The sequence below is a fragment of the Roseomonas acroporae genome (genome assembly GCF_023223525.1).
Lineage (GTDB): Bacteria > Pseudomonadota > Alphaproteobacteria > Acetobacterales > Acetobacteraceae > Roseomonas_E > Roseomonas_E acroporae.
On the sequence record NZ_JALPRX010000070.1, the window covers coordinates 21810 to 34427 of the forward strand.

The 12618-nt window shown below is 74.3% G+C and carries 11 protein-coding genes and 1 pseudogene; 8 read left to right on the forward strand and 4 right to left on the reverse strand.

Annotated features, from left to right (window positions below; translation table 11 throughout):
* Nucleotides 1–287 precede the first annotated feature (287 nt).
* The 4 genes from M0638_RS16110 (at nt 288) to M0638_RS16125 (ending at nt 5027) form a co-directional block, all read left to right on the forward strand.
* Nucleotides 288–1982: a hypothetical protein gene (locus M0638_RS16110; RefSeq protein ID WP_248668023.1), complete on the forward strand. Its 1695-nt coding sequence runs from the start codon at nt 288–290 to the stop codon at nt 1980–1982.
* 2 nt (nt 1983–1984) lie between these two features.
* On the forward strand, nt 1985–2821 hold the full coding sequence (locus M0638_RS16115) for an FAS1-like dehydratase domain-containing protein (protein ID WP_248668024.1): 837 nt from the start codon (nt 1985–1987) through the stop codon (nt 2819–2821).
* 140 nt (nt 2822–2961) lie between these two features.
* On the forward strand, nt 2962–3999 hold the full coding sequence (locus M0638_RS16120; protein ID WP_282572063.1) for a DMT family transporter: 1038 nt from the start codon (nt 2962–2964) through the stop codon (nt 3997–3999).
* Between the two features lie 86 nt (nt 4000–4085).
* Nucleotides 4086–5027, forward strand: coding sequence for a DMT family transporter (locus M0638_RS16125; protein WP_248668025.1), 942 nt, complete (start codon nt 4086–4088; stop codon nt 5025–5027).
* A 157-nt stretch (nt 5028–5184) separates the two neighbouring features.
* On the opposite strand, the gene M0638_RS16130 is transcribed toward M0638_RS16125, so the two are convergent.
* A complete protein-coding gene (locus M0638_RS16130; RefSeq protein WP_248668026.1) occupies nt 5185–6243 on the reverse strand; it encodes a bile acid:sodium symporter family protein in 1059 nt (352 codons plus the stop codon).
* A 168-nt stretch (nt 6244–6411) separates the two neighbouring features.
* On the opposite strand from M0638_RS16130, the pseudogene M0638_RS29130 reads away from it, so the two are divergent.
* Nucleotides 6412–6573 (forward strand): annotated as a pseudogene (locus tag M0638_RS29130) (helix-turn-helix domain-containing protein); the annotation flags it as partial.
* Nucleotides 6574–6588: 15 nt separating this feature from the next.
* On the forward strand, nt 6589–7299 hold the full coding sequence (locus M0638_RS16135) for a LysR substrate-binding domain-containing protein (protein WP_345893038.1): 711 nt from the start codon (nt 6589–6591) through the stop codon (nt 7297–7299).
* A gap of 340 nt (nt 7300–7639) precedes the next feature.
* On the opposite strand, the gene hemE is transcribed toward M0638_RS16135, so the two are convergent.
* Nucleotides 7640–8797 carry a uroporphyrinogen decarboxylase gene (gene hemE, locus M0638_RS16140; protein ID WP_282572064.1) on the reverse strand — a complete coding sequence of 386 codons (1158 nt, stop codon included), beginning with the start codon at nt 8795–8797 and terminating at the stop codon, nt 7640–7642.
* A 303-nt stretch (nt 8798–9100) separates the two neighbouring features.
* Here hemE and M0638_RS16145 point away from each other — a divergent pair, with 303 nt between their 5' ends.
* Both M0638_RS16145 and M0638_RS16150 read left to right on the forward strand, forming a co-directional pair.
* Nucleotides 9101–10018 (forward strand): pyruvate, water dikinase regulatory protein, encoded by a 918-nt coding sequence (locus tag M0638_RS16145; RefSeq protein ID WP_248668027.1) that lies wholly within the window; start codon nt 9101–9103, stop codon nt 10016–10018.
* On the forward strand, nt 10015–10635 hold the full coding sequence (locus M0638_RS16150; protein ID WP_248668028.1) for a Maf family protein: 621 nt from the start codon (nt 10015–10017) through the stop codon (nt 10633–10635). The genes M0638_RS16145 and M0638_RS16150 overlap by 4 nt, the downstream gene beginning before the upstream one ends.
* A 35-nt stretch (nt 10636–10670) precedes the next feature.
* On the opposite strand, the gene M0638_RS16155 is transcribed toward M0638_RS16150, so the two are convergent.
* Both M0638_RS16155 and M0638_RS16160 read right to left on the reverse strand, forming a co-directional pair.
* Nucleotides 10671–11816 (reverse strand): DNA topoisomerase IB, encoded by a 1146-nt coding sequence (locus M0638_RS16155; RefSeq protein ID WP_248668029.1) that lies wholly within the window; start codon nt 11814–11816, stop codon nt 10671–10673.
* Nucleotides 11813–12454 (reverse strand): HD family hydrolase, encoded by a 642-nt coding sequence (locus tag M0638_RS16160; RefSeq protein WP_248668030.1) that lies wholly within the window; start codon nt 12452–12454, stop codon nt 11813–11815. Before M0638_RS16160 ends, M0638_RS16155 begins: the two co-directional genes overlap by 4 nt.
* Nucleotides 12455–12618: the final 164 nt, after the last annotated feature.

Genomic DNA, 12618 nt, shown 5'->3' on the forward strand with positions numbered 1-12618 from the left:
AAGTCGTGACTCGTATCATATATGATGACGAATGAAGGATAAGTCACCACGCCGGCCGCAACCATGCCGGCGCATGCTTGCCGTCGGCACGCACGGAATGCCGCGCGCATGGCTGTCCCGCGTCCCGCCGCCCGTCCGCCCGCGCATCGTCCGGAATCCCGCCGCCGGCGCGACTTCCGCGCCTTCCCTGCGGCCGCCAGGTAACCGCCCGGCAAGCGGCGCGCCGCATCCTGGCCGCAATGCGGTTGCACATTGCAGTGGCAGCGCCCAAGGATGCGCCCGCCTTGATGACCTCGTCGAACGATCCCTTCCCCGGGCCCAGCCCCTTCCCCGGGCCAGGCGCCGCGCCCCACGCCGTGCCGGCCGCGCCGGGCGGGGCGGAGCCCCTGCGCGAGACGCCCACGCTGACGCCGCGCGCGGTGCTGCGCAGCCTGCCGGCGGCACGGCTGCGCCCGGCAAGGCTGCTCGCCTGGCTGCCGCTGCTCGGCTTCCTGTGCATCGTGCTGGCACCGCCGCTCAACCACGACGTGGCGGCGGTGCTGAACTTCTCCGAGCGCTGGGTCGCCGGCGAGCGCCTCTACACCGACCTGATCGACGTCAACCCGCCGCTGATCTTCGTGCTCAGCGCCATCCCGGCCGCGATCGCGCACTGGCTGCCCCTCGTCGACGGGCCGCAGGCGCTGCTGCTCTGCCTGCTGCTGCTCTACGCGGGTGTCTGGCGCCTCTGCGCGCGGCTGCGCGCGGGGCGCGCGGAAGGGCCGGTGGAGGCGGCGGTGCTCACCGTCGCCGTGCCGCTGCTCTGCCTCGTCGCCGGCTACGATTTCGGCCAGCGCGAGCAGATCATGGCCGTGCTCGCCCTGCCCTACCTGCTGCTCGCCGACCTGCGGGTGGAGGGCCCCCGGCCTTCGCGCCGTCTCGTGCTGGCCACGGCGCTGCTGGCCGGGCTCGGCTTCGCGCTGAAGCCGCACTTCCTCGCCATCCCGGCGCTGGTGGAGGGGCTGGTGCTGCTCCGCCGCGGCCCCGCCCGCGCCTTCCGCGACCCGGTGCCCTGGACCATGGCCGGGGTGTGGCTGCTCTACCTCGCCTCGCTGCCGGTGCTGTTCCCGGACTACACGGGCTACGTGCTGCCGCTGGTCTGGGACTACTACCTCGACCTCGGCGGCCTCGCCTGGTGGCAGGTGGTGTTCGGCGACAAGCTCGGCGCCGCGGTCGCGCTGCTGCTGCCGCTCGCCGCCGTCGCCTTCCTGGCCCCCGCCTTCCGGCGCGGCCGGAACGGCGGCACGCTGGCGCAGTCCCTGGCCCTGGCCGGGATCGGCGCCATCGCCTCCGCCTGGGCGCAGCACAAGGGCTGGAGCTACCACGTCCTGCCGGTGCGCATGTTCGCCGCCACCCTCGGCCTCGTGCTGGCGGCGCGCTGGCTGGACGGGGCGCTCTCGCCCGCCCGGGCCCGGCTCTCCGCGCCGGCGCTCGCCGCCGGCGCCGCCTTCGCCCTGGCCGCCTACGGCGTGACCGGCACGGAATCCCCCTGGCGGCAGATCAGCTACGCGGATTCCAGCGCCGGCCGCTTCGCCGCCTGGCTGCGCCAGCAGGCCCAGGACGAGCGCCTCCTGGTGCTCTCGCCCGACATCTACCCGGTCTACCCGGCGCTGAACTACGCCGGCGCCCAGTCCACCCTGCGCACCATGAACCTGTGGCTGCTGCAGGGCGTGTACGAGCGCTGCCCGGCCAACGGCGCCCGCTACCGCGAGACCTGGGAGATGAGCCGGGCCGAATTCTTCGTCTACCGCACCGTCGCCGAGGACTTCGCCCGCACCCCGCCCGCCGCCGTGCTGGTCTCCCGCAACCCCGGGATCCCCTGGTGCGGCAGCGAATTCGACTTCCTCGCCTATTTCGGCCGTCACCCCCTCTTCGCGGAGACCTTCCGGCGCTACCGTCCGGCCGGCGAGTTGGCCGGGTACCGGCTGTATCTCAGGGAGGATTAGCCTTGGCCTATGCGGAGTATGTCGGGCGCGCCGAGACGCGCGAGGACCGCATCGACGAGCGGCTGGTGGAGGGGCTGGCCGCCACCCTCGGCCGCCCGCTGCCCGAGGGCGACCTGCCGCCGCTCTGGCACTGGATGCTGTTCCAGGACTGGCGGTCCCCCGAGGGCCTCGGCCCGGACGGCCACCCCAAGCGCGGCGGCTTCCTGCCCCCCGTCCACGACCTGCCGCGCCGCATGTGGGCCGGCGGCCGGCTGCAATTCGCCACCCCGCTGCGCGCCGGCGAGACGGCGAGGCGCACCAGCACCATCCTGAAGGTGGACGAGAAGTCGGGCGGCTCCGGCCGCCTCGTCTTCGTCACCGTGCGCCACGAGATCGCGGGCCCGCGCGGCCATGTGCTGACCGAGGAGCACGACATCGTCTATCGCGGCACGGAAGGCGCGGCCGTCCGCGCCGCCGAGGCCGCGCCCGACCTGCCCAACGCCTTCACCGCCGCGCTGACGCCGGACCCGGTGCTGCTGTTCCGCTACTCCGCCCTCACCGGCAACGGCCACCGCATCCACTACGACTTCCCCTACGTGACGCAGGAGGAGGGCTATCCCGGCCTCGTCGTGCACGGCCCGCTCCAGGCGACGCTGCTGGCGCAACACCTGCTGGACCACGCGCCGCCGGGTGCCCGCATCGCCACCTTCCGCTTCCGTGGCCGCCGCCCCTGCTTCGCCGGGCGGAAGCTGCGCCTGGTCGGCACGCTGGAAACCCCGGGCAGCGGCGGCGAGGCCCGGCTGGAAACGCGCGACGAGGACGGCGCCACCTGCATGCAGGCCGAAGCCACGCTCGCCTGATGCCGGACCGAGAATGCATGGCGGCGGTGCCCGGCGGCACGGGCGCCGCCGCCGCGCTGCCGCCGCCGGGCGCGGGCCGACAGGGAGATCCCCAGGGAGATCCCCAGGGACACCCCCGGGGAACGCAGCGAAGGGCCGCCATGGCCCGCCCCGACGCCCCCCATCCCATCGCCCCCCATCCCATCGCCCCCCATTCCATCGCCGCCCCGGCCATCACCCCGCCGGCCACCTTCCCGCCGGCCATCGCCCCGGCCACCTCCTCTCCCGGCATCTCCGCCGCCTCCCTCGACACCACCCTGCGTGGCATCCTGCTGGCCGCCCTCGGCTACGCCGTGGTGTCCTGCTCGGACGCCGCCGCGAAATGGGCCCTGCCCGAGACCGGTGCCGCCATGGCCATGGTCTGGCGCGGCCTGCTCGGCGGGCTGACCGTGACGCTGCTGGCGCGCGGCCGCGGGCTGTGGCCGCGCCGGCTCGGCCTGCTCACCCTGCGCAGCCTCACCCAGTGCGTGGTGACGGTGATCTTCTACCTCTGCTGGCTGCGCGGCGTCGGCCTGGCCGACAGCTACGCGGTGAACGCCGCCGCGCCGCTGCTGATGACCCTCCTCGCCATCCCCATGCTGGGCGAGCGGGTGGGCTGGCGGCGCTGGACCAGCACGGCGGTCGGCTTCCTCGGCGTGCTGCTGATCCTGCGCCCCGGCGGCGACCTCTGGCGCTGGGAGACGCTGCCCCTGCTCGGCGCCGTGGCGCTGCTGGCGGTGACGCGCATCTGGCTGCGCACCCTCTCGCGCACCGAGACCGCCACCGCCGTCGCCTTCGCGCTGATGGTCGCGATGACGCTCTCCGGCCTCGCCCTGCTGCCGTTCATGCCTCCCGCGCGATGGGTGCCGAGCGGCGGCGTGGTGCTCGCCCTGCTCGCCTTCGGCGCCTGCACCGGCATCGCCCAGGTGCTGTTCTCCCGCGCCTTCGGCCTCGCCCCCGTCTCGGCGCTCGCCCCCTACGAGTACTCGCCCCTGCTCTGGGGCACGGCGCTCGGCGCGCTGCTCTGGGGCGAGTGGCCCTCCCTCGCCACCCTGGCGGGCGCCGCCGTGGTGATCGGCGCCGGCCTCTACAACCTGCACCGCGAGCGGCTGCGCCGCCGCGCGGCGCTGCCGGCGGCGCAGCAGGGCGACCCGGCGTGACCCGGACCGCCCGGACGTCCGCCAACCCGGCGTCCGCCAACCCGGCAACCGCGCCGCAGGTCGCGCCGGAAGACGCAGCGCGGGCCGTGCCCTCGGCCCACCCCCCGCCCGCTCCGTCCCACGGCCCCGCGCGCCACGACATCCGCCGCGGCGCGCTGTGCATGGTCGCGGCGACGCTCTGCTTCTCGGCCATGTTCGCCCTGGTCAAGGCGCTCGGCGACCGCATCCACTTCGCCGAGATGATGTTCTTCCGCTCGCTGATCGCGCTGCCCGTCATGTTCTGGATGGTCACGCATGTCGGCGGGCTGCGCATGCTGGCCACGAAGCGCCTGGGCGGCCACGCGCTCCGCGCCGTCACCAGCTTCGTCGCGATGAGTCTCGGCTTCTACGCCGCCACCCTGCTGCCCCTCGCCGCGCTGATGGGGCTGACCTACACCGCGCCCCTCTTCGTCACCATCCTCTCCATCCCCATGCTGGGCGAGCAGGTCGGCCGGCACCGCTGGGGCGCGGTGGTGGTGGGCTTCCTCGGCATCCTCGTGGTCGCGGCCTCGGGCAGCGGCGGGACGGGCCCGGCCGGCACGGGCACGCTGCTGCTGCTCGGCGCCTTCTGCGCCGTGCTGAACGGCTTCTTCTCGGCGCTCAGCACCCTCCAGGTGCGCCAGCTCTCCGCCACCGAGCCTTCCGCCACCATCGTGCTCTGGCAGTCGCTGCTGATCGCGCTCCTGACCGGCCTCGCCCTGCCCTTCATCTGGGTGACGCCGGGCTGGACGGAGATGGGCCTGCTGGTGCTGCTCGGCATCGTCGGCGGCATCGGCCAGCTCGCCTGGACCGAGGCCTACGCCAGCGCCCAGGCCTCCTCGCTCGGCGTCTACACCTACAGCGGCATCGTCTGGGCCATGCTGCTCGGCTGGGCGGTCTGGGGCGAGGTGCCGGGCCTCGGCACCCTGCTCGGCGCGGCGCTCATCATCGCGGCGGGGCTCTACATCCTGCGCCGCGAATTGCTGCGCAAGCGGCTGCGCGCGGGGTAGGCGGCAGGCTTGCCAGCGAGGCGGGCTCCGCCCTCCCCGAACCCCTCCGGCCAGGGAGGGCGCCGCCCTCCTTGGGTATCCACCCGCCAGGAGGGCGAGGCCCTCCTGGACCTCGCCTCGTTTCGGCCCGGGCCGTCGAAGCCGCCGGGCCGTCGCCTCACCGGCCGACGGCGGCCAGTTCCGCCCGCGGCGCCACGGCAACCGCGGCCGGCGCGGCCTCCGCCGTCAGGCGCGGCGCCTCGGGGTGCAGTTCCGGACGCTTCGCGTAGCGGCGCGCCAGCCAGGCGCAGACCATCAGCTGCATCTGGTGGAACAGCATCAGCGGCAGCACCGCCATGCCCACCGTGGCGCCGCCGAACAGCACGCTCGCCATCGGCAGCCCGCTCGCGAGGCTCTTCTTCGAGCCGCAGAACACCAGCACGATCTCGTCCTCCACCGGCAGCTTCATTACGCGCCGGGCGACGAAGGTCGTGATGCCCAGCACCAGCGCCAGCAGCACGGCGCAGGCGGCGAACAGCACGCCGAGATCGGCGAGGTCGAGCTGCCGCCAGATGCCGCTCACCACGCCCTCGCTGAAGGCCACGTACACGACGAGCAGGATCGAGACGCGGTCCACCCGCGTCAGCACCGACCTGTAGCGATGCACCAGGCCGCCGATCAGCGGCCGCAGCAACTGCCCGGCGACGAAGGGCAGCAGCAGCTGCACCACGATGTCGCGCAGCACGCCGAAGGAGAAGCCGACGCCGGACTGGTGCATCAGCGCCCCCACCAGCAGCGGCGTCAGGAACACGCCGAGCAGGTTGGAGGCCGAGGCCGCGCACAGGGCCGCCGCCACGTTGCCGCGCGCGATCGAGGTGAAGGCGATCGAGCTCTGCACCGTGGAAGGCAGCAGGCAGAGGAACAGCAGGCCGGTGTAGAGCGATTCCGGGATCACCGAGGGCGCCAGCGGCCGCATGGCGAGGCCCAGCAGCGGGAACAGCGCGTAGGTGCAGAGCAGCACCGCCGTGTGCAGCCGCCAGTGCCGCAGCCCGGCGACCGCCGCCTGCGGCGCCAGCCGCGCGCCGTAGAGGAAAAACAGCAGCCCGATCGCGATATTGGCGGCCCAGCCCACCGCCACCGCGCCCTGCCCGTGCGCCGGCAGCACCGAGGCGAGGCAGACCATGCCGATCAGCAGCAGCACGAAGCCGTCGACGGGGAGTCGGAAGCGGGTGGGCATGGCAGGGCTCCGGCGGATCGGGTCGGCGGGATGACGACGGGGCAGATGTCCGACGAATCCGGGATATTGTGAACCACGCTTGCCACGCTCATTGTCATCGCGTTCGGTGATGGGCCCGCCCGGCCCCTCCCGCCCGGTCCGGGAAACGCCAGCCTGCTCGATCCGACCCTGCTCCGCTCCTTCCTGGCCGTCGCGCAGAGCCGCGGCTTCACCGCCGCCGCGGCGCGCCTCGGCCTCGGCCAGCCCACGGTCAGCGGCCATGTCCGGCGGCTGGAGGCGGCGTGCGGTCGCCGGCTGTTCCGCCGCGACACCCACAGCGTCGCCCTGACCCCGGACGGCGAGGCGATGCTCGGCTTCGCCCGCGCCGTGCTGGAGACCGAGGAGCAGGCCCGCCGCCACTTCGCCGCCTCCACCCTGCGCGGCCGGCTGCGCTTCGGCGCCTCGGAGGACCTGGTGCAGCACGGCCTGCCGGGCATCCTGCGGGAGTTCGTGCGGGCGCACCCGCTGGTGGACCTAGAGCTGACCGTCGGGCTGAGCGGCACGCTGCACGGGCGGCTGGAGGAGGGCGCGCTCGACCTCGTCTTCGCCAAGCGGCGCGCATCCGAGGCGGCGCCGGGGGGCGAGGGTGCCGAGGTGCCGGCCGGGGAGTCGCGCAGCCAGCCGGTCTGGCGGGAGCGGCTGGCCTGGATCGGTGCCCCGGATGCGCGGCCGGACCCGGCCCAGCCCCTGCCGCTGATCCTGCTCGCCCCACCCAGCATCACCCGCACCATGGCCCTGGAGACGCTGGCCCGGCACGGTCGCGCCTGGCGCGAGGTCTGCACCAGCAGCAGCCACAGCGGGCAGCGCGCGGCGGCGCTGGCGGGGCTCGGCATCGGCGTGCACGCCCGCTCGCTGATCCCGCCCGGCCTCGCCGAGTTGCAGGCGCCGCACCTGCCGCCGCCCGGAACGGTCGAGTTCATCGTGACCGGTGGCAGGCGGGCGCTGCGCGGGCCGGCCGGGGCGCTGGCGGCGCTGATCCGGGCCAACAGCGACCGCCTGCAGCAGCCGGCGGGATGAACCGTCGGAACGGGAGCGGTCCGACGGCCCCGTGAGCCGGGATGCGGAGCCGGCCGAAGGCCCGGCCCGTGCCCCTGATGGAAGCGGGGTTCCCGGAGGCGGCTTCGTCCTCCGGCAATTCCCGGGCGCGGGGTCCGGGGCAGCACCCCGGACGGATCGACCAGACGACGCCGCGGGCGTGAGGACGGGCTTCTCCGCCGACGGACCGGTATGCCGGGGCCTGCCCCCCTCCCGCGCCCTACGGCGAACCGCAGTCCGGTTGGGACTGCGGTTCGCCGTCGCTCGTTGTTCTCGGCGCGGATTCACGCCGCCGGGCGTGTCCGCCCGCCGGCGATCCGCCCTACCCCGTGCGGACCAGCCGCACCAGCGCCGCCACGTGTTCCGGCGGCGTCGGCGGCACCAGCCCGTGTCCGAGGTTGAAGATGAAGGGACGCCCGCGCATGGCTGCCAGCAGGGTGCGTGCCTCCGCCTCCAGCGCCGCCCCGCCCGCCACCACCGCGAGCGGGTCGAGGTTGCCCTGCAGCGCGATCTCCCGCGGCACCGCGGCGGCCGCCCAGCGCGGGTCGGTCGCCGTGTCCATCGCGACGGTGCCGACTCCCGTGCGCTGGGCGTATTCCGGCAGCAGGGCGCCGGCCAGACGGGGGAAGCCGATGATCGGCACCAGCGGGTGGCGCCGGCGCACGGCGCGCACGATCTGGCTGGTCGGCTCGATCACCCAGCGGCGGAATTGCGAGGGCGGCAGCAGCCCGGCCCAGGAGTCGAACAGCATCAGCGCCTCGGCGCCCGCCTCGGCCTGGGCGCAGAGGTACTCGGTGGTCGCCTCCACCAGCAGGCGCATGAGTCGGCCGAACAGCATCGGGTCGGCGTAGGCGAGGCCACGCGCGGCGGCGAAGTCGCGCCCGCCACGGCCTTCCACCATGTAGCAGGCGACCGTGAAGGGGCTGCCGGCGAAGCCGATCAGCGCCGTGCGCGGCGACTCGGCCGCGAGTCCGGCCGAGACGCGGCGGACCGTCTCCAGGATCGGGGCCACCCGGGCCACGATCTGGCGCGGGTTCAGCGCGGCGAGCCCGGCCGAGTCACGCACGGGGTCGAGGATCGGCCCTTCGCCCTCGGCGAAGCGCAGCCCCTGCCCCAGCGCCCAGGGCACCATCAGGATGTCGGAGAACAGGATCGCCCCGTCCATGCCGTAGCGGCGGATGGGCTGGAGCGTCACCTCGGCCGCCAGCTCGGGCGTGGTGCAGAGGGTGACGAAGTCGCCCGCCTCGGCCCGGATGGCCCGGTACTCGGGCAGGTAGCGGCCCGCCTGCCGCATGAGCCACATCGGCGGCGGCCAGGGCGCCTCGCCGGCGAGGGCGCGCAGCAGCGGCTTGCCGGTGGCCGGGGCCGGCGTGGCGGGAACGGGCGTGCCTGACCCGATGCCTGGCCCGTTGCTGGGCCCGGTGCTGGATCGGATGTCCGGCCCGGGCGGGGCGGCCGGCGCCTCTCGGTCGGTCTGCATCCTGGCCCCTTTAAAGAGAAAGAAGGTGTTTGAGAAAGGTGGGGGTGGCTGAAGGACCCTGTGGATAACGGGGAGGCAGCCGGCCCACAACTTCTCCACAGCCCTGCCCACCCCCGACTCACCGGCCAAGCCCCTGGAATCGCCCCGCGACTCATGAGTCGCCCCATCAGGGTGCCTCGACTCATGAGTCGGGCGTCCCCAGTCGTGAGTCAGGCGACTCATCTCCCCGCTTCCCACAGCGGGATCCATGGGGATGGCAGAAATCCCCACTTCTCCCCGCAATCCCCGTTATTCTCCCCGGCGATGCCGATGCGCCAGATCAACCTGCACCTCGTCTCCGACTCAACCGGGGAGACGCTCAACTCCATCGCCCGCGCCAGCCTGGTGCGGTTCGAGGACGCCCACGTCATCCATCACCGCTGGAGCCTGATCCGCTCCCGCCTCCAGCTCGACCGGGTGCTGGACGGGGTGCAGGCCGAGCCCGGGCCGGTGCTGTTCACCCTGGTGGACCGCTCGCTGCGGCACACGCTGGAGGAGCTGTGCGCCCGGCTCGGCGTGCCCTGCATGTCGGTGCTCGACCCGATCGTGGAGATGCTCCAGGCCCAGCTCGGCGCCCGGCCCAAGGACAAGCGGGCCGCCCAGCACGTGATGGACGCCGACTACTTCCGCCGCATCGACGCCATGCACTACGTGCTGGCGCACGACGACGGCCAGGGCGTGACCGGCATCGCCGAGGCGGACGTGACGCTGGTCGGCGTCTCCCGCTCCAGCAAGACGCCGACCTGCTTCTACCTCGCCAACCGGGGCATCAAGGCGGCCAACATCCCGCTGGTGCCGGGCGCGCCGCTGCCGGTCGAGCTGGACAACCCCCCCTGCCCGGTGATCGGCCTGACCATCGACACCAATGCCCTGATCGACATACGCCGCCACCGCCTCAAGCTGATCGGCGGCAGCGGCGTGCGGCAGGACGCGACCGACTACGTGGACCACGATTCCGTGAAGGCCGAGATCCTCTCCGCCCGGCGGCTCTGCACCGCGCGCGGCTGGCCGGTGATCGACGTCACCCGCCGCTCCATCGAGGAGACGGCGGCGACGGTGCTGCAATTGATGGAAGCCTGGCACATCCGCCACAACCGGGTGATGCCGGCGCCGCAGGACCCGGCGGCGGCGGTGCTGGCGCCGGTGGCGGTGGTGGCCGGAAGGACGGAGGCATCGGAGTGAGCGCCGCCCTGCAACGGCCGGTGCCGCCCCTGCTGCTCGCCTCCGCCTCGGCCACGCGCCGCGCCCTGCTGGAGGGCGCCGCGCTGCGCTTCGAGGCGCGCGCCGCCGCGGTGGACGAGGCCGCCATCAAGGAGTCCGCGAAGGCCGAGGGCATCCCGCCCGAGGACGCGGCCGTGCTGCTGGCCGACGCCAAGGCGGCGCGAATCGGCCGGCGGGAGACGGAGGCTCTGGTGATCGGCGCCGACCAGCTCCTGGTCTGCGAGGACGAATGGTTCGACAAGCCGCCCGACCCCGCGGCGGCACGGGCGCAGCTCCGGCGGCTGGCCGGGCGGACCCACACGCTGGTGACGGCCGTGGTGTGCTGGCGGCACGGGGCGCGCATCTGGCAGCACGTCGCGACGCCGCGGCTGACGGTACGGGACTTCTCCGACGAATTCCTCGACGCCTACCTGGCGGTCGAGGGCGAGCGGGTGACCGCCTCGGTGGGCGCCTACCGGCTGGAAGGGCCGGGAATCCACCTGTTCTCGCGCATCGAGGGCGAGCACAGCGCCATCCTCGGCCTGCCGCTCTCGCCGCTGCTCGGCTTCCTGCGCGACCACGGCGTGCTGCTGCGCTGAGCGGCGCGCGGGCGGGATCGGGGTAGGGGCGGGTTTCACGCCGCCGCCCGGCTCTCCCGCTCCAGCCTGCCGTGCAGGAAGGCCAGCACCGCCGCCTCCTCCGGCGCCAGGTCGGCCATGCCCTCGCGCAGCGTGTCCTCCGCCTCGCGCTTCGCCTCGATCAGCAGCGAGCCGTCGAGGTAGCAGTTCAGCACCTCCGGGTGGACGTAGCACTTGCGGCACACCGCCACCGTGTTGCCGAGGCGCGACGCCACCCGCTCGATCGCCGCCTTCACGTTGCGCTTCGCCGCCGCCTGCGTGTCGAAGCGCTCGAATTCCTGCAACGCCATGGCCGCGAGCACGGTGCCGGACCAGGTGCGGAAGTCCTTCGCGGTGACGTCCTCGCCGGTGATGCCGCGCAGGTAGTCGTTGACGTCGGCGGAATCGACGCCGCGCCGCTCGCCCGCCTCGTCGAGGTACTGGAACAGCGACTGCCCCGGCAGCTCCTGGCAGGCGCGGACGATGCGCGCCACGCGCCGGTCGCGCAATTGCAGCCGCCACTCCTTGCCGCTCTTGCCCCGGAAGGCGAAGCGCAGCGCCGTGCCCTCCACCTTGACATGCCGGTTGCGCAGCGTGGTCAGGCCGTAGGAGCCGTTCTCCTTCGCGTAGTCCTCGTTGCCGACGCGGATCAGCGTCGTCTCCAGCAGGTGCACCACGGTGGCCAGCACCTTCTCGCGCGGCAGGCCGGGCAGGGCCATGTGCCCGGCGACCGTCCGGCGCAGCGCCGGCAGCAGGCGCGCGAAGGCCATGACGTGGTCGTACTTCGTCGCGTCCCGCGCCTCGCGCCAGCGCGGGTGGTAGCGGTACTGCTTGCGCCCGCGCGCGTCGCGGCCCGTGGCCTGGATGTGGCCGTCGGCGCGCGGGCAGATCCAGACGTGGCGGTAGGCGGGCGGGATGGCGAGGGCGCGGATGCGGCGCAGCGTCGCGGCGTCCCGCACCGGCCGGCCCTTCGGGTCGCGATAGGCGAAGCCGGCGCCGGCGCGGCGGCGGGTGATGCCGGGCTGCTCGTCCGAGACGTAGCGCAACCCGGCCTCGGCGGCGGCCTCGCGCGGGGCGAGGGGTTCGTCGGCGGCGTCCGGGGCGGGCTTCTCGTCGGCCATGGCGGGGCTGAAACCGGCGGCGGGGCGCGGGGTTCCGCTCACCCCTCCGGCTTCAGCCGCGCCAGCTCGGCCAGGAAGCGCTCGGCCGCCAGCTCCGGCGGCCAGGGCTGCCAGGGCGTGCCGCCGTAGAGCGGCGCCAGCGGATCCTCGTGCGTCACCGCCGCGCGGATGCCGAGCGTGCCGCGCACCTCCTCGACGGTCCAGCCCGCCACGTGCACCGCCTCGGCCGCGGCGGCGGCGATGTCACAGGCCTTGTGCGCGCGCCGGCCCGCCGCGTCCCAGGCGGGCAGGGCGTAGCGCAGCGCGATCACGCCGGCGAGACGCGCCTGCAGCGCCGCGAAGGCCGGGCCGAGGAAGGGCTTGAGCGGCGAGATGCAGTCGAAATTGATCAGCGCCTCCTCGCCGTCGTGCAGCAGCTCGCGCCGCGCCTCGTCGCGCGTCGGCGGCCGGCCCGGTGCCTGCCGGCGCAGCGCGAGCACGGTGAGCGAGTGCTGCGCCACGGAGAGCGGCGCCCCCGGCCAGATGCTGTGCCCGCCCCAGCGGAAGGTGCGGGACAGGCCGACCGCGAGGTCCTCGTCGGTCCAGTCGAAGGGCGTCGGGTTGAGCAGGTCGAGGCGGCGACCGGAGGGCAGCCGCACCCAGGCGCGCTGCGGATCCGGTCTCGCGGGGGGGTGGGGCATGGCGGGGTACGTCGCGCCGAAAGGCGCGCGGGGCAAGAGCGCCGAAAGGCGCGCGGGGCAAGGGCGCCGAAAGGCGCGCGGGGCAAGGGCGCCGAAAGGCGCGCGGGGCAGGAGCCCGGAAAGCGCGGCCTGGCGAAGGGCCGGAGACCCTGCCCCGTCGGCGG

Excerpts from the sequence above, each read along its gene's own strand:
- M0638_RS16110 (WP_248668023.1), top strand. The coding sequence starts at position 288 with ATGACCTCGTCGAACGATCCCTTCCCCGGGCCCAGCCCCTTCCCCGGG.
- M0638_RS16120 (WP_282572063.1), top strand. The coding sequence starts at position 2,962 with ATGGCCCGCCCCGACGCCCCCCATCCCATCGCCCCCCATCCCATCGCC.
- M0638_RS16130 (WP_248668026.1), bottom strand. The coding sequence starts at position 6,243 with ATGCCCACCCGCTTCCGACTCCCCGTCGACGGCTTCGTGCTGCTGCTG.
- M0638_RS16135 (WP_345893038.1), top strand. The coding sequence starts at position 6,589 with ATGCTCGGCTTCGCCCGCGCCGTGCTGGAGACCGAGGAGCAGGCCCGC.
- hemE (WP_282572064.1), bottom strand. The coding sequence starts at position 8,797 with ATGCAGACCGACCGAGAGGCGCCGGCCGCCCCGCCCGGGCCGGACATC.
- M0638_RS16145 (WP_248668027.1), top strand. The coding sequence starts at position 9,101 with ATGCCGATGCGCCAGATCAACCTGCACCTCGTCTCCGACTCAACCGGG.
- M0638_RS16160 (WP_248668030.1), bottom strand. The coding sequence starts at position 12,454 with ATGCCCCACCCCCCCGCGAGACCGGATCCGCAGCGCGCCTGGGTGCGG.